We start from the raw sequence: 16,343 nt of genomic DNA on the forward strand, positions 1-16,343 counted from the left end.
CGGCCCCCCCCCCCCCCCCCCAACCCCCCCCCCCCCCCCCCCCACCCCGGCCCCCCCCCCCCCCCCCCCCCCCCCCCCCCCCCGCCCGGTCGTCAAAAGCCGCTCGTCAGAGGGCGCTTCCCGCCGTCCAGGCGCTCCACGACATGTTCCAGCCGTTGAGCCCGTTGTCCGGCGCGACCGTCTTGTCGGGGGAGTTCTTGACCGTCACGACGTCCCCGATGAGGGAATTGTCGTAGAACCACTTGGCGGTCGTGTCCCCGCGCGCGCCCTGCACGTCGGCAAGTCCCACGCAGCCGTGGCTCGTTCCCTGCCGGCCGAAGGGCGGGTTCCCGCGGTTGTACCAGTAGTTGCCGTGGATGAACGTCCCCGACGTCGTCAGCCGCATGGCGTGCGGCACGTCCGCGATGTCGTACTCGCCGCCGTAGCCGACCGTCGAGCCGTTCATCCGGGTCTGGACGAACTTCTCGGAGATCACCATCTGCCCGTTGTACGTGGTGTGCTCCGGGCTGCCCGCCGAGATCGGCACGGACTTGAGGGTCTTGCCGCCCCGCACGACGGTCATGGTCTGCGTGCGGACGTCGACCGTGGAGACCTGGGAACGGCCGATCGTGAACGTGACGGTCTTCTTCTGCACCCCGTAGACGCCGTTCGCGCCTTCCACGCCGTCCAGGTCGATCTTCATCGTGACCTTGGAGCCGGCCTTCCAGTACGTCTCGGGCCGGAAGTCGAGCCGCTGTGCCCCGAACCAGTGGCCCACGACCTGCTGGCCGCTGCTCGATGTGACCTTGATGTGCGACTGCACGGCCTTCTTGTCGCCGATCACCTTGTCGAAGGTGAACGACACGGGCATGCCGACGCCGACGGTGGATCCGTTGTCCGGCGTGTAGGTGCCGATGAAGCTGTTGCCCGAAGACACCGTCGTGAAGATGGAGTTGGCCGCCGAGGTCCGCCCCTTCGCGTCCTTCGCGGTCGCCGAGATCTGGTACTTCGTGCCCCGCTCCAGCTGCTCCTTCGGCTTCCAGGAGCCGCCGCTCGCGGATATCGTCCCGGGCACGGCCGTCCCCGTCCCGGCCACCGTCATCTTCACGTCGGTGAGCTCGCCGTCGCTGACCTTCACCCCGGTCGCGTTGATGGACGCGCCCGTCGAGCCGTCCTCGGCCGAGATGACGATCTTCGCCGTGGACGTCCTGGTCGCGCTCTTGCCGTCCTTGCCGCTGTCGGCGTTGGCGTCGCCGCCGCATGCGGTGAGGGTGAGGGCGCCGACCATCAGGGCGGCACAGGCCCCCAGTGCGCGCCGTGTTGTCCTGTCCGGCGTTGTCACGGGCTGCTCCAGTTTCGTGTGATGCGCGGGTTCCGCTCGGTTTCGAGGACAAAGAGCGAGCGTCGACGCGTCGGGTTCCCTCCGATCGCGCCGGATGCCATCACGTGACAGAACCGGGACAATCGCCCAGCGGCGGCTGCCCGTAGAGCTCCTCGTAGGACGGCCACAGGCCGCCCGGCCCGTCCACCGGCACAGCGGCCCGTACGGCCCGCACGATCGCCCGCGTCACCAGATCCGCGCCCGCCGCGAGAATCTCGTTGAGTGCGAGGGGGTTCTCCGCGTCGAGCGGCCGGGCACCCGTGGCCAGCGCGAACACCGTGTCCCCGTCGTTCAGCAGATGCACCGGCCGCACCGCGCGCGCTATCCCGTCGTGCGCCGTGCCCGCCAGCTTCTGCGTCTGGGCGCGCGTCAGATCGGCGTCGGTGGCGACCACGGCGAGCGTCGTGTTCAACGGGGGCGGGGTGTTCCTCGCCGCGGCCTCGGCGAGCCGCGCCCGCGCCGCCTTGTGCACCGCCGCCGAGGGGTACTCCACCCGCCGGCTCAGCAACTCCCCGTACAGCGCCCCCGTTTCCGGATCCGTCGCCGATCCCGCCGCGTTCGCCACCACCAGCGCGCCCACCGTGATGCCGGACTCCAGCACCGCGCTCGCCGTGCCGACACCGCCCTTGAGCCGCCCGACCACCGCCCCGGTGCCGGCGCCCACACAGCCCTCGCGCACCGGTTCGCCCGGCTCGCTCGCGTCCGCCGCCTCGACCGCGGCCCGGCCGGTGGACGCGTCGGGCCTCGCCCGGAAGTCGCCGCCGCGGCCCAGGTCGAAGACGCATGCCGCCGGCACCACCGGCACCACGTGGGCCGGGTCCGCGCCCACGCGCACCCCACGCCCCCGGTCCTCCAGCCAGGCCATCACGCCCGACGCCGAGTCCAGCCCGTACGCGCTGCCACCGGTGAGCACCACGGCTTCGACCTTCTGCACCAGATTGCGCGGGTCCAGCGCGTCGGTCTCCTTGGTGCCGGGCCCGCCGCCGCGCACGTCGACAGCCGCGGTCGCGCCGCCTTCCGGGGCGAGCACCACCGTGGTGCCGGTGAGCCAGCCGTCCCCGGTGCGCGTCGCGTGCCCCACCCGAAGACCCGTGACATCCGTCAGAGCGTCAACTGTCATGCGCTCAGCCTTCCCCGCACACCGGGTAATACGATCACACCACCGCACAACCACCCAGGCGCATGACGACCCGGGGCACGACCACCCGGGATGTGACCGCCCGGGGCATGGCCACCCGGGCCCCGGCTCCCACCCGACCGCCCTCTCTCTGCCCCGACTGCCCGTCTACGCGGTTCTCGGCGTCCGTCCCGCGATCGTCCGGGCCGGAAGCAGCATCCCGATCACCACCGACAGGGCCGAGACGATTCCCGCGGCGAGCACCGCCCACTCGCCCAGGAACGTGCACACGATGACCAGCAGCGCGGTGGTGGGCAGGACGAGCTGCTGCGCGATCCCCATCTTGAAGTGGCGGGAGTGCAGCGTCCAGACGGTGAGGAAGAACAGCGCCGTCGGGAGAGTCACCGCGGCGGACGCCGAGAGCGTCGAGATGTGCGCCTTGCCGACCGCCTGCTCGACCGCCACCTCCAGCCCCGCGCCGATCGCGGCCGCCGACGCGAAGATCAGGTAGTGGCCGTACCCCCACAGGAACGCGTGCTTGCTGGAGCGCAGATGTCCGTGGATCGGCACCACGAAATAGATCCACCAGGCGGAGAACACGATGAGCAGCCCGCCCACGGCGATCGGGATCAGCTCGCCCACCGCCTCTTGCTCGTCGACGGCGGACTTCACGGCGATCGTGGCCGCGGCGATCGTCTCCCCGAGCACGATGATCGTGAACAGGCCGTACCGCTCGGAGATGTGATGCGGATGCCACGACGTGTTGAAGTCCTTCTCCGCGTACACCGGGACGCACAGTTCGGCGATCACCATCACCAGGTACACCCACGGCCGGCCGGACTCCGGCAGGACCAGCAGCCCCAGCCAGCCGACCTGACACAGCAGCACTCCGCCCGCGTACCGCAGGGCCATGGTTCTCTCGGCGCCCCGCGTGGAGCGTGCGGCCCGCAGCCACTGTGCGATCATCGCGAACCGCATGATCGCGTAGCCGAGCCAGACGAGCATGTAGTCGTGCTTCTCGAAGGCCTCGGACACCCCGGCCGCGAGGACGAGGACACCGGCGATCTGCACCAGGGTGACGAAGCGGTAGAGCGCGTCGTCGTTGTCGTACGCCGAGGCGAACCAGGTGAAGTTCATCCAGGCCCACCAGATCGCGAAGAAGATCATCGCGTAGTTCAGGATGCCCTCGCCGGCGTGCCCCTCGGCCACGGCGTGCACCAGCTGCATGCCCGCCTGGGCGACGGCCACGACGAAGCACAGGTCGAAGAAGAGCTCCAGCGGGGAGGCGACCCGGTGTGCCTCCTCACGGCCGCGGGCGGTCATGCGGCGCAACGGCGTGCGGCCGGAGGGCCGGGGCGGGGCTGCGGCCGGCTCGGAAGCGGGGCTGGACGTCATACGGCCAAGCACAACAGAAAAGCGCCGGAAATTCATGTGAAGGCGTTCACAAGCGATCCTGGGTGCGGTGCCCCCGGCGTACCCTGAACGCATGAGTACCGTCCCCGCCCCCGAACCGCGCGATCCGAAGCCCGCGCTGGTCTTCGACGACCCGCTGAACCAGCAGTCCTCGGACGACACGGACCGTGGGTGGGGCGAGCGGGGCGAGAGCACCGGCGACAGCGCGGCCGACCTGAAGCGCTTCCTCGACGAGAAGCCGCCCCACCACATCTGAGCCCGGCCGCCGCGCGCTCGCGGACGGCAGCCGGGGTCCGCCGTCAGTCCTGGGCGCGTCCCTGGCCGCGCTGGGCGACGAGCTCGTCGCGGATCTCCTTGAGCACCTCCAGCTCGGTCACCTCGATGACCTCGTGCGTGCTCTCCTTCGCCTTCCGGCGAGCCTCCACCCGCGCGAGGTACTTGGCCATCGGCAGCACCATCAGGAAGTAGACGACGGCCGCGGTGATCACGAAGCTGAGCGTCGCGCCCAGCACGGAGCCCCACAGGATCCGGACGCCCGTCGCGGTGTCCCCGCTGCCGGTGCAGGGGTCCTTGATGCAGGTGCTGTAGCTGTCGAGGTTCTTCGTGCCGATCGCGCCCACCAGCGGGTTGATGATGCCCTTCACCACGGAGTTGACGATGTTGGTGAAGGCCGCGCCGATGACCACCGCGACGGCCAGGTCGACGACGTTGCCACGCATCAGGAAGGCCTTGAAGCCCTCCCAGATGCCGGGTTGCTTCTTCTCGCTCACGAGCAGGCCCCTCCGCACAGGTTGTGGAACAAACAGCTCCGCAACCTACGTCAGGCCGTGCGGGGCCTGTCCAATTGGGCAATTCCGACATGGCACTTGGCGCCACGTCCTCACTCATCGCAGCGTCACCGCCAGTCGTGCGCCGGCACTCGCGCCGGCCAGCCGCGCCGCCGTCGGCCGGGGGACCGAGAGGAGGACCAGTGCTCCGCTCTCGGTGGCCTCGACCTCCGGCACCTCGGTGACGCGAGCTCCGGCCGCGACGACCCGGCCCGTGCCGCCGCCGTCCGCGGCGATCACGTCGATCAGGTCGCCCGGCCGCAGCAGACGGACCGTGGCGGCGTCCGTGATCCGCACCGGAGCCGTCACCGTGTCGGCGGCGCGGTGGTCGCGCACGGGATCCGCGGCGGCCGCGGACGCCGCCGCCGAAGGGGCCGGGACGGCGTCCGGTGGATGCCCCCGCGACGGCTCGGAGTCCTGTGGGCCCGCCGCCACGAGCGCAGCCGCCGTGACCGCGAGTCCCGCGGCCAGGGCACGCTTTTGGTGCCGCGCGAGACGCCGCAGCGCATACCGTCCGCCGTGCACGCGCACGGGGGCGAAGTGCGGCACCTCGCAGATCGCAGGCGCGTCCGCGCCGGGCGGGCGCACGAGAAGGGAGAGCTGAGCCATGGGTGACCACCACCTGCGACGAGAGACCGGCTTGCGATCCCACGATGCGGCTTCGTGGCCGAGCCCGCCGCGCCCTGTGGACCACCCCCGGGTTGTGGACAACTCCCTCACCCGAACGGGAAGTTCCACCCTGCAGGAGTCCCTGCCGTCAAGCCACGCGTCCCCCCGGCGTCTAGACGGGTGTCCCCGCCGCCGAGCCAGGTGTCCCCGCCGCCAAGGGCACTCCCGCACCCGCCCGGAGCGCCCCGCACCGCGTCACGGCAGGTCGAACCCCGGGTCCATCCCGCCGAGCGCCTTCGTGCACAGGCAGTCCCGCGTCCCGCTCTCCGGCAGCCCCGCGACCGCGTCGAAGAGCACGCCCCGCAGCCGGTCCACGTTCGCCGCGAACACCTTCAGCACCTCCTCGTGCGAGACGCCCTCACCGCTCTCGGCGCCGGCGTCGAGGTCGGTGACCAGGGTCAAGGAGGTGTAGCAGAGCTCCAGTTCGCGGGCGAGCGCGGCCTCCGGATGGCCGGTCATGCCCACCACCGACCAGCCCTGCGCCTGGTGCCAGAGGGATTCGGCACGGGTGGAGAACCTCGGTCCCTCGACCACGACGAGCGTGCCGCCGTCCACCGGCTCCCAGTCCCGACCGCGCGCGGCGTCGACGGCCGCCTTGCGCCCGACAGGGCAGTACGGGTCGGCCAGCGACACGTGCACCACGTTCGGGACGGAGCCGCCCGGCAGCGGCATCCCGTCGAAGTACGTCTGCGCGCGCGTCTTCGTGCGGTCCACCATCTGGTCCGGGACGAGGAGGGTTCCGGGCCCGTACTCCTCGCGCAGCCCGCCGACCGCGCAGGGGCCGAGGACCTGGCGTACGCCCACGGAGCGGAGCGCCCACAGGTTGGCCCGGTAGTTGATGCGGTGCGGCGGCAGATGGTGGCCGCGGCCGTGGCGGGGGAGGAAGGCGACCCGCCGTCCGGCGATCTCGCCGAGGAACAGGGAGTCGCTGGGTGCTCCGTAGGGCGTGTCCACCTGTATCTCGGTGACGTCGTCGAGGAAGGAGTAGAAACCCGAGCCGCCGATCACACCGATCGCGGCCCTGGCCGCGGTCTGCTCCTCGTCGGGGCGCTGTGCGTTCTCCGTGTTCGCCATGGACCGCACACTAGCCGGACGGGCGGCGTCGCAGCCGGGTCGGGGAACGCCGAAGACCCCGCCGTCGTACGACGGCGGGGTCTCGCGGGAGAACGGGTCCGGGGCCTGACGGCGTTCCGGGAGCAGTGCCGGCCGAGGAAGCCCGGCCGGGCGGTCCGGGCAGCCCTGCCGAGCGGCACGAGACGGCCGGCCCGCGGCTGCGCAGTGGCAGCCGTGCCCCGGCGGGCTAAGCGGCGGAGCTGCTGGACGAGCCGGTGCCCGACGACTTCGAGTCGGAGGACGACGACGAGGCCGTCGAGGACGACGAGGTCGACGTGGAGGAGCCGGACGTCTTCGACGACGCCGGCGAGCTGCTCGACGAGGAGCCGCGGCTGTCGTTGCGGTAGAAGCCGGAGCCCTTGAAGACGATGCCGACGGCCGAGAACACCTTCTTCAGGCGGCCACCGCAGTTGGGGCACGCGGTCAGGGCGTCGTCGGTGAACTTCTGCACCGCCTCAAGGCCCTCGCCGCACTCGGTGCACTGGTACTGGTAGGTCGGCACTTGTCTTCCTCCTGGCACTCTCACTCAATGAGTGCTAACGACGGTCCATAGTGACGTATTCCGAGAGATCAGTCCACTGTCACCGGCACTCGGTGACCGACGCCACGCGCCACGGTGCGCCCCGCACCCCTGGGTGTCAGGCGTGACCGCAGTGTCACCAGGGTCGCCAGAGCCAGCACCGTACCGGCCATCGGGACCAGGAAACCGGCGCCGTCCCAGAGGCGGTCCTCCATCTGCCCGGCCACCGTGACGGCCGCGGCCTGGCCCAGCGCGACGGCGCCGGTCAGCCAGGTGAAGGCCTCGGTGCGGGCGCCCTGCGGCACCAGGCCCTCGACGAGGGTGTAGCCGGTGATGAGGGCCGGTGCGATGCACATGCCCACGAGCAGGCCGATCCCGGCGAGCACGACCACCGAGTGGGCCGTCCACAGGCCGGAGGCGGTCAGTGCCAGGGCCGCGTACCCGATGACGAGACGCCGCTGCGGCGCCGCCTTCCAGGCGATGGCACCGCACACGACGCCGGAGAGCATGTTGCCCGCGGCGAAGACGCCGTACAGGACGCCGTTGAGGCCGGGCTCGCCGATCGACTCGCTGAACGCGGCCAGGGAGACCTGCATGCCGCCGAAGACGGAGCCGATGCCCAGGAAGGTCACGATCAGGACCCGCACGCCGGGGACGCGCAGGGCGGAGACGTGCTCCACGCGCGCGTGCCCGCCGGTCGTGACGGCCGGCTGCGTGCTCCTCTGCGCGGCGAACAGCAGACCGCCGACCAGGGTCAGCGAGGCCTCGGTCAGCAGTCCCGCGGCGGGGTCCACGGCCGTGCACAGCGCCGTGGCGAGCAGCGGGCCGAACACGAAGGTCAGCTCGTCCGTGACGGACTCGAAGGCCGCCGCCGTGGTCATCAGGGGGGAGTCCTGGAGCTTCGCGCCCCAGCGGGCCCGCACCATGGGGCCGATCTGCGGCACCGAGGCACCGGTCGGCACGGCGGCGGCGAACAGCGCCCACAGGGGGGCGTCGGCGAGCGCGAGGGCCGTCAGGGAGAAACCCGCCAGCGCGTGCACCAGGACGCCGGGCAGCAGGACGGCCCGCTGTCCGTGGCGGTCGGCGAGACGGCCCGTGAAGGGCGCGAACAACGCCATGGAGACACCGGTGACGGCGGCCACGGCGCCGGCGCTTCCGTACGAGCCGGTGGTGTGCTGCACGAGCAGCACGATGGAGATGGTCAGCATCGCGAACGGCTGGCGTGCGGCGAAGCCGGGGAGCAGGAACGTCCAGGCGCCGGGGGTGCGCAGCAGCTGTCCGTATCCGGGGCGGGAGGTGACCGTGGATGCCACGGCCCGTGCCTTTCTGCCACCTGGTAGCGCGACCCGTCGCGCGTGCTCGCCTCAGGGGTGCCGGGGCCGGTGCCGGGCGGTGACCGTGCGGGCCCCTCGGACTCGCGCGCTCACGCCCTGGACTCCGGCGCTCCCCTTCGACTCACTCGCCCTGCGGGGGCGCCGAGAGCTGTCCTCTTGCGCGGAACTGCGGTAGATACCGTCGCCCACTGCGGGAGGGCGTCACGGCCGCCGTGCGGTCGCGCCAGCTCTGCGTCAGGCAGAGGTGGTTCGATCTAGGTGTGCCTTCATCGTACAGGGGTCGAAGAGGCCGGGCCTGTGAAAATGAGCACCGCGGCGGCGTCCGCCTGTGAATGCCCATCGCTCCTCAGTGTCCTGTGCGCCGGTGCGTTCCCGGGCCGTCGGTGCCCAGCCAGCCGGCCAGCTTGCCGCCGTGCCCCACGGCGCGCAGCCGCTTCTCGGCGGCGTCCCGGACCTGGTCGGTGGCGACGACCAGCAGTTCGTCACCGCGGCGCAGCACGGTCGTGGGCAGCGGGACGAACGAGGTCTCGTCGCGCACGACGAGGGTCACGGCGGAGCCCGCGGGCAGCCGGAGCTCGCCCACCTCGACGCCGTGCATGCGCGAGCCCTCGGGGATCGCGACGGACAGCAGGTGGCCGCGCAGCCGCTCCAGGGGTGCCGACTCGATGCCGAGGTCGGCGGCGCCCGTGGTCTCGCCCAGGTGCAGCTTGCGCGCCAGCCACGGCAGGGTGGGCCCCTGGACGAGGGTGTAGGCGACGACCAGGACGAAGACGATGTTGAAGATCCGGCGGCTGCCCTCGATGCCGCTCACCATCGGGATGGTTGCGAGGATGATGGGCACGGCGCCGCGCAGTCCGGCCCAGGACATCAGCGCCTGCTCCTGCCACGGGATGCGGAACGGCAGCAGGCCGGTCACGACGCTGAGGGGCCGTGCCACCACGGTGAGGACCAGGCCGATGACCAGCGCGGGCACGATGTCGTCGCCCATGTCGTGCGGGGTGACGAGCAGGCCGAGCAGCACGAACATCCCGATCTGGGCGATCCAGCCGAGCCCCTCCGCGAAGCCGCGGGTGGCGGGCCAGTGCGGCAGCTTGGCGTTCCCCAGGAACATCGCGGCGAGGTAGACGGCGAGGAAGCCGCTGCCGTGGGTGAGCGCGCCGGCGGCGTAGGCGGCGACGGCGATGGCCATCACGGCGATCGGGTAGAGGCCGGAGGCGGGCAGCGCCACGTGCCGCAGTCCGTACGAGCCGAGCCAGCCCACCGCGATGCCGACGGCCGCGCCGATGGCCAGCTCCAGTGTGATCTCGCCCAGCAGCTCGTACCAGTGCTCCACGGGGCCCGCGGCGCAGAACGCGACGACGAGGATCACGACGGGGGCGTCGTTGAAGCCCGACTCGGCCTCCAGGACGCCCGTCACGCGCGCGGGGAGCGGGATCTTCCGCAGCACGGAGAAGACCGCCGCCGCGTCCGTCGAGGACACCACCGCTCCGATGATGAGCGCCTGCCGCCACTCCAGACCGATCAGGTAGTGGGCCGCCGAGGCCGTGACGGAGACGCTCACCGCGATACCCACCAGCGCCAGCGAGGAGGCGGCCGGGAGGGCCGGCCTGATCTCCTTCCACTTCGTGCCCAGGCCGCCCTCGGCGAGGATCACGACCAGTGCCGCGTATCCGATGACCTGGGTCAGTGCGGCGTTGTTGAACTGGACGTCGCCGATCCCGTCCTGGCCGATCGCGACGCCGATGCCCAGGTACACGAGCAGCGTGGGGAGCCCGCTGCGTGAGGAGATCCGGACGGCCACGACCGCGAAGAGCAGGACGAGCGAGCACACGAGCAGGAGCTGGTTGAGGTGGTGGACAGTCAGCGGCCGTTCCTTTCTCGCCAATCCGGTCCCGCCGTGGCGGGCGCCAGGATCTGAGCACTGGAATCCGGTACTTCAGTGCAAGTACTTCGTTACCTTACCTAACTCTTGACGCTTTCTTGACGCTTCCTGGGACAAGATCGAACGTCCGTGCTCCCGGCTACCCGACTCCGCGTCAAGGCGCTCTTGGCCCTGCGCCTATGGTTGCTCCAGCACTCCAGGACCGCCTGCCGCTCGCGTTAGGACAGCAAGGACAGCGATGCCCCCCAACACCACCGCCTCTTCCGGCACGAAGCCCGGCAAGTCCGGCAGGAAGAAGGGGCGCAAAGCCCGTCTGTTCTTGATTGTCCTGGTGCTCGCCGTCATAGCAGGCGTCGCCTTCGGCGCGTACTGGAGCATCAGCACCGTGCGCGCGTCCTTCCCGCAGACGAAGGGCAGCATCCGGCTCGACGGGCTGTCGGGCCCGGTCGACGTCAAGCGTGACAACTACGGAATCCCGCAGGTCTACGCCTCCTCGGACGAGGACCTGTTCATGGCGCAGGGCTTCGTGCAGGCGCAGGACCGGTTCTACGAGATGGACGTGCGCCGGCACATGACCTCGGGCCGGCTGTCCGAGATGTTCGGCAAGGGCCAGGTCGACAACGACGAATTCCTGCGGACCCTGGGCTGGGACCGGATCGCGAAGCAGGAGTACGACACCAAGCTGTCGGCGTCCACGAAGAAGTACCTCCAGGCATACGCCAAGGGAGTCAACGCCTACCTGAAGGGCAAGGACGGCAAGGACATCTCCCTGGAGTACGCGGCCCTCGGCTTCACCAACGACTACAAGCCCCAGGAGTGGACCCCGGTCGACTCGGTGGCCTGGCTCAAGGCGATGGCCTGGGACCTGCGCGGCAACATGCAGGACGAGATCGACCGCTCACTGATGACGAGCCGGCTCGGCCCGAAGCAGATCGCGGACCTGTACCCCGACTACCCGTACAGCCGGAACAAGGCCATCGTGCAGGAGGGCCGCTACGACGACGTCACGGGGTCGTACGTCCAGGGCGACACCACCTCGACGACCACCACGGGCACCGGCCTCGCGGGCGGCGCCACCGCCCCCTCCGGCTTCCAGAGCCAGCTCTCCGGGCTCTACGACGTCCTCGACGACGTGCCCACGGCCGTCGGCGTGAACGGCAACGGCATCGGTTCCAACTCCTGGGTCGTCTCCGGCAAGCATACGATCACCGGCAAGCCGCTGCTGGCCAACGACCCGCACCTGTCGGCCTCGCTGCCGTCGGTCTGGTACCAGATGGGCCTGCACTGCACCAGCCTCTCCGACAAGTGCCGGTACGACGTCTCGGGCTACACCTTCGCGGGCATGCCCGGCGTCGTCATCGGCCACAACAAGGACATCGCCTGGGGCATGACCAACTCAGGGGTCGACGTGACCGACCTCTACCTGGAGAAGCTCACCGGCGACGGCTACCAGTACGACGGCAAGGTGCTGCCCTTCAAGTCCCGCAAGGAGACGATCAAGGTCGCGGGCGGCGCCTCCAAGAAGATCGTCGTCCGGGAGACCAACAACGGGCCGCTGCTGTCCGACCGCGACGACGAACTCGTCAAGGTCGGCAGGAAGGCCACCGTCGACACCGCGGCACCCGACCGCGGCGACGGCTACGGCATCGCGCTGCGCTGGACCGCGCTGAACCCCGGCACCTCCATGGACGCCGTCTTCCAGATGGACAAGGCGTCCGACTGGGCGGAGTTCCGCAAGGCGTCCACGTACTTCGACGTGCCGTCCCAGAACCTGGTCTACGCCGACACCAAGGGCAACATCGGCTACCAGCTGCCGGGCCGCATCCCGATCCGCGGCGAGGGCGACGGCTCGCTCCCCTCGCCGGGCTGGACCTCCAAGTACAAGTGGACCGGCTACATCAAGCAGGCCGAGCTGCCCTACGAGTACAACCCGGACCGCGGCTACATCGTGACCGCCAACCAGGCCGTCGTCGACAAGGACAAGTACCCCTACACGCTCACCACGGACTGGGGCTACGGCACGCGCAGCCAGCGGATCGCCGACCTGATCGAGTCGAAGATCAAGGGCGGCGGCAAGATCTCGACCGACGACATGCGCCAGATGCAGCTCGACAACAGCAGCGAGATCGCCAAGCTGCTCGTGCCCAAGCTGCTCAAGATCGACGTCGACGACCCGGACGTCCGCCAGGCGCAGAAGCTGCTGGAGGGCTGGGACTACACCCAGGACGCCGACTCCGCCGCGGCCGCGTACTTCAACGCGACCTGGCGCAACATCCTCAAGCTCGCCTTCGGCAACAAGCTGCCCAAGGAGCTGCGCGTCAAGGGTCAGTGCCTGTGGGTCGACCCGGTCGACACGACGGGCCCCGCGGACGAGGACCGGTCGGTGCGCGAGTGCGGCCAGCGCGACGCCGACCAGGCGCAGCCGGACGGCGGCGACCGCTGGTTCGAGGTGGTCCGCAAGATCGTCGACGACGAGGACGACGACTGGTGGCAGTCGCCCAAGACGCGCACCGACAGGGCGACCGGCACCCGTGATGAGCTGTTCGGGCGGGCCATGAAGGACGCCCGCTGGGAGCTGACCGCCAAGCTCGGCAAGGACATCGACACCTGGAGCTGGGGCCGGCTGCACCGCCTGTTCCTGAAGAACCAGACGATGGGCACCGAGGGCCCGGCCTTCCTGAAGTACATGCTCAACCGCGGGCCCTGGAAGCTCAGCGGCGGCGAGGCGACGGTCAACGCCACCGGCTGGAACGCGGCGGGCGGCTACGGCGTGGTCTGGGTGCCGTCGATGCGGATGGTGGTGAACCTCGGGGACCTCGACAAGTCCAAGTGGATCAACCTCTCCGGTGCCTCCGGACACGCCTACAACGCCCACTACACCGACCAGACGGACAAGTGGGCCAAGGGCGAGCTGCTGCCGTGGGCCTTCTCGAAGCAGGCGGTCGACGACAAGACGAGCGACACCCTGGTCCTGAAGCCGTGACGCGCTGACGGAGCGGCGCGGGCATCGCCCGCGGCCCGCGCTCCGGCCGAGGTGGCCCTCCACGCACGCGTGGGGGGCCACCTCCGTCTGCGGGGGTCGGCTCCGGTCGCGCGAGCCACGCGCGCGTGGAGCTCCCTCGTGGTCCGGGGGAGGGCGGGCCGTCAGCGGAAGCGGCGCACGCCCGAGGGGGTCACCACGGCATGGACGGGCCGGTCGTGCACCTCCGCCGGCACCCGCTCGACGACCTCCGTGTCGTACAGCAGCACCACGAGCGCCGGATCGGCCCCCGCGCGCTCCAGGCGGGCCAGCACACGGTCGTAGGAGCCGCCGCCCCGCCCCAGGCGCATGCCGCGCGCGTCGACGGCGAGGCCGGGCAGCAGGACGACGTCCGCGTCCTGGACGGCCTCCGGCCCCAACCGGTCGCCGGCCGGCTCCAAGAGAGCCATCTTCCCGCCGTGTTGGACGCGCATCAGCGATTCCTCCCCGGTGTACGCACCCCAGTCCAGGTCGTTGTCCGCCATCAGGACCGGCAGCAACACGCGCACCCCGCGTGCGAGGAGCGCGTCCAGGAGCGCGCGGGTGCCGGGCTCGCTCCCCACTGAGACGTACGCCGCCACCGTGCTCGCCTGCGCCAGTTCGGGCAGTTCCAGTGCGCGGAAGGCGAGTTTCTCGGCCGTTTTCCGCACGTCACCGGCCGTCAACCCGCTTCTCACCGCGAGGAGGTCTCGCCGCAACATTCGCTTGTCAGGCTCCGGTTCAGGTCCGAGCTGGCTCACAGGTGGTTCCCGTATCCTTTCTAATGCGCTCATATGAGAGCGAATTAACCGGAGCCACATGTTCCGCACATAGCCACCGGTTATGGTTGCGGGCATGACTCAGTCGCACCCCAGGATCAGCAAGGCTGTCATCCCCGCAGCAGGCCTCGGCACCCGGTTCCTGCCGGCCACCAAAGCCACTCCCAAGGAGATGCTGCCGGTCGTCGACAAGCCGGCGATCCAGTACGTGGTGGAAGAGGCCGTGTCGGCGGGTCTCGACGACGTCCTGATGATCACTGGGCGGAACAAGCGCCCCCTCGAGGACCACTTCGACCGAAACTACGAGCTCGAGTCGGCCCTCCAGAAGAAGGGCGACGCCGACCGGCTCGCCAAGGTCCAGGAGTCCAGCGACCTGGCCACCATGCACTACGTCCGCCAGGGCGACCCCAAGGGTCTCGGTCACGCCGTCCTGTGCGCGGCCCCGCACGTGGGCCACGAACCCTTCGCCGTCCTCCTCGGCGACGACCTGATCGACCCGCGCGACCCCCTGCTCGCGCGCATGGTCGAGGTGCAGGAGCAGCGCGGCGGCAGCGTCATCGCGCTCATGGAGGTCACGCCCGAGCAGATCCACCTCTACGGATGCGCCGCCGTCGAGGCCACCGAGGAGGGCGACCTGGTCAAGGTGACGGGCCTGGTCGAGAAGCCCGACGCGGCGGACGCCCCCAGCAACTACGCGATCATCGGCCGCTATGTCCTGGACCCGCACATCTTCGACATACTCCGCAAGACGGAGCCGGGCCGCGGCGGCGAGATCCAGCTCACCGACGCCCTCCAGCAGCTCGCGGCGGACGAGAAGGTCGGCGGCCCGGTGCACGGCGTGGTCTTCAAGGGACGCCGCTATGACACCGGCGATCGTGGCGACTACCTGCGTGCCATTGTCAGACTCGCGTGCGAACGTGAAGACCTGGGCCCGGACTTCCGGGCCTGGCTTCGCAGTTACGTAGCCGAGGAGATGTAGGGATTTGAGCAGCGCCGCGACCCGCGCCACCGGCCAGGACCACCTCTGGTCGGTGACCGAGCACCTGGAGGACATCCTCACGACCGTCCGCCCCCTCGAACCCATCGAGCTTCAACTCCTCGACGCCCAGGGCTGCGTCCTGGTCGAGGACGTCACGGTGCCGGTCTCCCTGCCGCCGTTCGACAACAGCTCGATGGACGGGTACGCGGTCCGGGTCGCCGATGTCGCGGGCGCGAGCGAGGAGTACCCGGCGGTCCTCACCGTCGTCGGCGATGTCGCCGCCGGCCAGGCCGAGCAGCCGCACGTGGGCCCCGGGCAGGCCGCCCGGATCATGACCGGCGCACCCCTGCCGCCCGGTGCCGAGGCCGTCGTGCCCGTCGAGTGGACCGACGGCGGCCTGGGCGAGGGCCCGGTCTCCGGGATGCGCGCCCACAGCGCGGCCCCCGAGGGAGCCTCCGGCCAGGTGCACGTCCACCGCCCGGCCGAGGCCCGCGCGCACGTGCGCGCGAAGGGCAGCGACGTGAAGGCCGGTGACCGCGCCCTCGAAGCCGGCACGATCCTCGGCCCGCCGCAGATCGGCCTGCTCGCCGCGATCGGCCGCGGCACCGTGCGGGTGCGCCCGCGCCCGCGCGTCGTGGTGCTGTCCACCGGCAGCGAACTGGTCCAGCCCGACGAGGCGTTGGGCTCCGGCCAGATCTACGACTCCAACAGCTTCGCCCTCTGCGCCGCGGCCCGCGACGCCGGCGCCATCTCCTACCGGGTGGGTGCCGTCGCGGACGACGCCGAGACGCTCCGCGCCACCATCGAGGACCAGCTCATCCGCGCGGACCTGGTGGTCACCACGGGCGGCGTGAGCGTCGGCGCGTACGACGTCGTCAAGGAGGCCCTGTCCTCCGTGGGCGACGAGGACGAGGCGGGTGGCGGCGTCGAGTTCCGCAAGCTCGCCATGCAGCCCGGCAAGCCCCAGGGCTTCGGCTCGATCGGCCCGGACCACACCCCGCTGCTCGCGCTCCCGGGCAACCCGGTGTCGTCGTACGTCTCCTTCGAGCTGTTCGTGCGCCCCGCCATCCGCACGCTGATGGGCCTCGAGGACGTCCACCGGCCCACCACCACCGCGACGCTGAGCGCGGACAAGGCGCTGACCTCGCCCGCGGGCCGCCGGCAGTTCCTGCGCGGCACGTACGCGGACGGCGAGGTGACGCCCGTCGGAGGCGCCGGATCCCACCTGATCGCGGCCCTCGCGCACGCCGACGCACTGATCGTCGTTCCCGAGGACGACACCTCGGTCGAGCCCGGCGCCGAGGTGGAGGTGGTCCTGCTCGGCTGAGCCGGCGGGCCCCGGAGCCCGCCCC

14 protein-coding genes are annotated in these 16,343 nt (G+C 70.9%); 4 read left to right on the forward strand and 10 right to left on the reverse strand.

What is annotated here, in order from left to right; all coding sequences use genetic code 11:
• Nucleotides 1–106 precede the first annotated feature (106 nt).
• The 3 genes from ACZ4IF_RS31740 to ACZ4IF_RS31750 all read right to left on the reverse strand — a co-directional run bounded on the left by ACZ4IF_RS31740 (nucleotide 107) and on the right by ACZ4IF_RS31750 (nucleotide 3,872).
• Nucleotides 107–1,321: a L,D-transpeptidase gene (locus ACZ4IF_RS31740; RefSeq protein WP_467569002.1), complete on the reverse strand. Its 1,215-nt coding sequence runs from the start codon at nucleotides 1,319–1,321 to the stop codon at nucleotides 107–109.
• Nucleotides 1,322–1,421: 100 nt separating this feature from the next.
• Entirely contained in the window at nucleotides 1,422–2,480 is a 1,059-nt protein-coding gene (locus ACZ4IF_RS31745) for a P1 family peptidase (RefSeq protein WP_467569005.1), read from the reverse strand.
• Between the two features lie 165 nt (nucleotides 2,481–2,645).
• On the reverse strand, nucleotides 2,646–3,872 hold the full coding sequence (locus ACZ4IF_RS31750; protein ID WP_467569008.1) for a low temperature requirement protein A: 1,227 nt from the start codon (nucleotides 3,870–3,872) through the stop codon (nucleotides 2,646–2,648).
• Nucleotides 3,873–3,963: 91 nt separating this feature from the next.
• Between ACZ4IF_RS31750 and ACZ4IF_RS31755 the strand changes: the two genes are divergently transcribed.
• Nucleotides 3,964–4,146 (forward strand): hypothetical protein, encoded by a 183-nt coding sequence (locus tag ACZ4IF_RS31755; RefSeq protein WP_467569013.1) that lies wholly within the window; start codon nucleotides 3,964–3,966, stop codon nucleotides 4,144–4,146.
• A gap of 43 nt (nucleotides 4,147–4,189) precedes the next feature.
• Here the strand turns inward: ACZ4IF_RS31755 and mscL are convergent, their stop codons facing one another.
• From mscL to ACZ4IF_RS31785, 6 genes are all read right to left on the reverse strand, one after another.
• Nucleotides 4,190–4,660 (reverse strand): large conductance mechanosensitive channel protein MscL, encoded by a 471-nt coding sequence (gene mscL, locus ACZ4IF_RS31760; protein ID WP_345646074.1) that lies wholly within the window; start codon nucleotides 4,658–4,660, stop codon nucleotides 4,190–4,192.
• Between the two features lie 114 nt (nucleotides 4,661–4,774).
• The gene (locus ACZ4IF_RS31765; RefSeq protein ID WP_467569016.1) at nucleotides 4,775–5,326 is read right to left on the reverse strand and encodes a hypothetical protein; all 552 of its coding nucleotides are present in this window, start codon (nucleotides 5,324–5,326) and stop codon (nucleotides 4,775–4,777) included.
• A gap of 255 nt (nucleotides 5,327–5,581) precedes the next feature.
• Complete coding sequence (locus ACZ4IF_RS31770) at nucleotides 5,582–6,460, reverse strand: S-methyl-5'-thioadenosine phosphorylase (RefSeq protein ID WP_467569019.1); 879 nt, start codon at nucleotides 6,458–6,460, stop codon at nucleotides 5,582–5,584.
• 226 nt (nucleotides 6,461–6,686) lie between these two features.
• Entirely contained in the window at nucleotides 6,687–7,001 is a 315-nt protein-coding gene (locus ACZ4IF_RS31775; protein WP_467569021.1) for an FmdB family zinc ribbon protein, read from the reverse strand.
• Nucleotides 7,002–7,069: 68 nt separating this feature from the next.
• Nucleotides 7,070–8,332 carry an MFS transporter gene (locus tag ACZ4IF_RS31780; RefSeq protein ID WP_467569023.1) on the reverse strand — a complete coding sequence of 421 codons (1,263 nt, stop codon included), beginning with the start codon at nucleotides 8,330–8,332 and terminating at the stop codon, nucleotides 7,070–7,072.
• A gap of 367 nt (nucleotides 8,333–8,699) precedes the next feature.
• Nucleotides 8,700–10,238: a potassium/proton antiporter gene (locus tag ACZ4IF_RS31785; protein WP_467569026.1), complete on the reverse strand. Its 1,539-nt coding sequence runs from the start codon at nucleotides 10,236–10,238 to the stop codon at nucleotides 8,700–8,702.
• 235 nt (nucleotides 10,239–10,473) lie between these two features.
• Here ACZ4IF_RS31785 and ACZ4IF_RS31790 point away from each other — a divergent pair, with 235 nt between their 5' ends.
• Nucleotides 10,474–13,218 carry a penicillin acylase family protein gene (locus ACZ4IF_RS31790; RefSeq protein ID WP_467569028.1) on the forward strand — a complete coding sequence of 915 codons (2,745 nt, stop codon included), beginning with the start codon at nucleotides 10,474–10,476 and terminating at the stop codon, nucleotides 13,216–13,218.
• A gap of 161 nt (nucleotides 13,219–13,379) precedes the next feature.
• Here the strand turns inward: ACZ4IF_RS31790 and ACZ4IF_RS31795 are convergent, their stop codons facing one another.
• Entirely contained in the window at nucleotides 13,380–13,955 is a 576-nt protein-coding gene (locus ACZ4IF_RS31795; protein ID WP_467569031.1) for a 5-formyltetrahydrofolate cyclo-ligase, read from the reverse strand.
• Nucleotides 13,956–14,088: 133 nt separating this feature from the next.
• Here ACZ4IF_RS31795 and galU point away from each other — a divergent pair, with 133 nt between their 5' ends.
• A complete protein-coding gene (gene galU, locus ACZ4IF_RS31800) occupies nucleotides 14,089–14,991 on the forward strand; it encodes a UTP--glucose-1-phosphate uridylyltransferase GalU (protein ID WP_467569034.1) in 903 nt (300 codons plus the stop codon).
• Nucleotides 14,992–14,995: 4 nt separating this feature from the next.
• Nucleotides 14,996–16,318 (forward strand): molybdotransferase-like divisome protein Glp, encoded by a 1,323-nt coding sequence (glp, locus tag ACZ4IF_RS31805; protein WP_359496354.1) that lies wholly within the window; start codon nucleotides 14,996–14,998, stop codon nucleotides 16,316–16,318.
• Nucleotides 16,319–16,343 lie beyond the last annotated feature (25 nt).

The sequence above is a fragment of the Streptomyces sp. NPDC025784 genome, from assembly GCF_055558435.1.

Excerpts from the sequence above, each read along its gene's own strand:
- ACZ4IF_RS31795 (WP_467569031.1), bottom strand. The coding sequence starts at position 13,955 with ATGTTGCGGCGAGACCTCCTCGCGGTGAGAAGCGGGTTGACGGCCGGT.
- galU (WP_467569034.1), top strand. The coding sequence starts at position 14,089 with ATGACTCAGTCGCACCCCAGGATCAGCAAGGCTGTCATCCCCGCAGCA.
- ACZ4IF_RS31750 (WP_467569008.1), bottom strand. The coding sequence starts at position 3,872 with ATGACGTCCAGCCCCGCTTCCGAGCCGGCCGCAGCCCCGCCCCGGCCC.
- ACZ4IF_RS31765 (WP_467569016.1), bottom strand. The coding sequence starts at position 5,326 with ATGGCTCAGCTCTCCCTTCTCGTGCGCCCGCCCGGCGCGGACGCGCCT.
- ACZ4IF_RS31755 (WP_467569013.1), top strand. The coding sequence starts at position 3,964 with ATGAGTACCGTCCCCGCCCCCGAACCGCGCGATCCGAAGCCCGCGCTG.
- ACZ4IF_RS31745 (WP_467569005.1), bottom strand. The coding sequence starts at position 2,480 with ATGACAGTTGACGCTCTGACGGATGTCACGGGTCTTCGGGTGGGGCAC.
- ACZ4IF_RS31770 (WP_467569019.1), bottom strand. The coding sequence starts at position 6,460 with ATGGCGAACACGGAGAACGCACAGCGCCCCGACGAGGAGCAGACCGCG.
- ACZ4IF_RS31790 (WP_467569028.1), top strand. The coding sequence starts at position 10,474 with ATGCCCCCCAACACCACCGCCTCTTCCGGCACGAAGCCCGGCAAGTCC.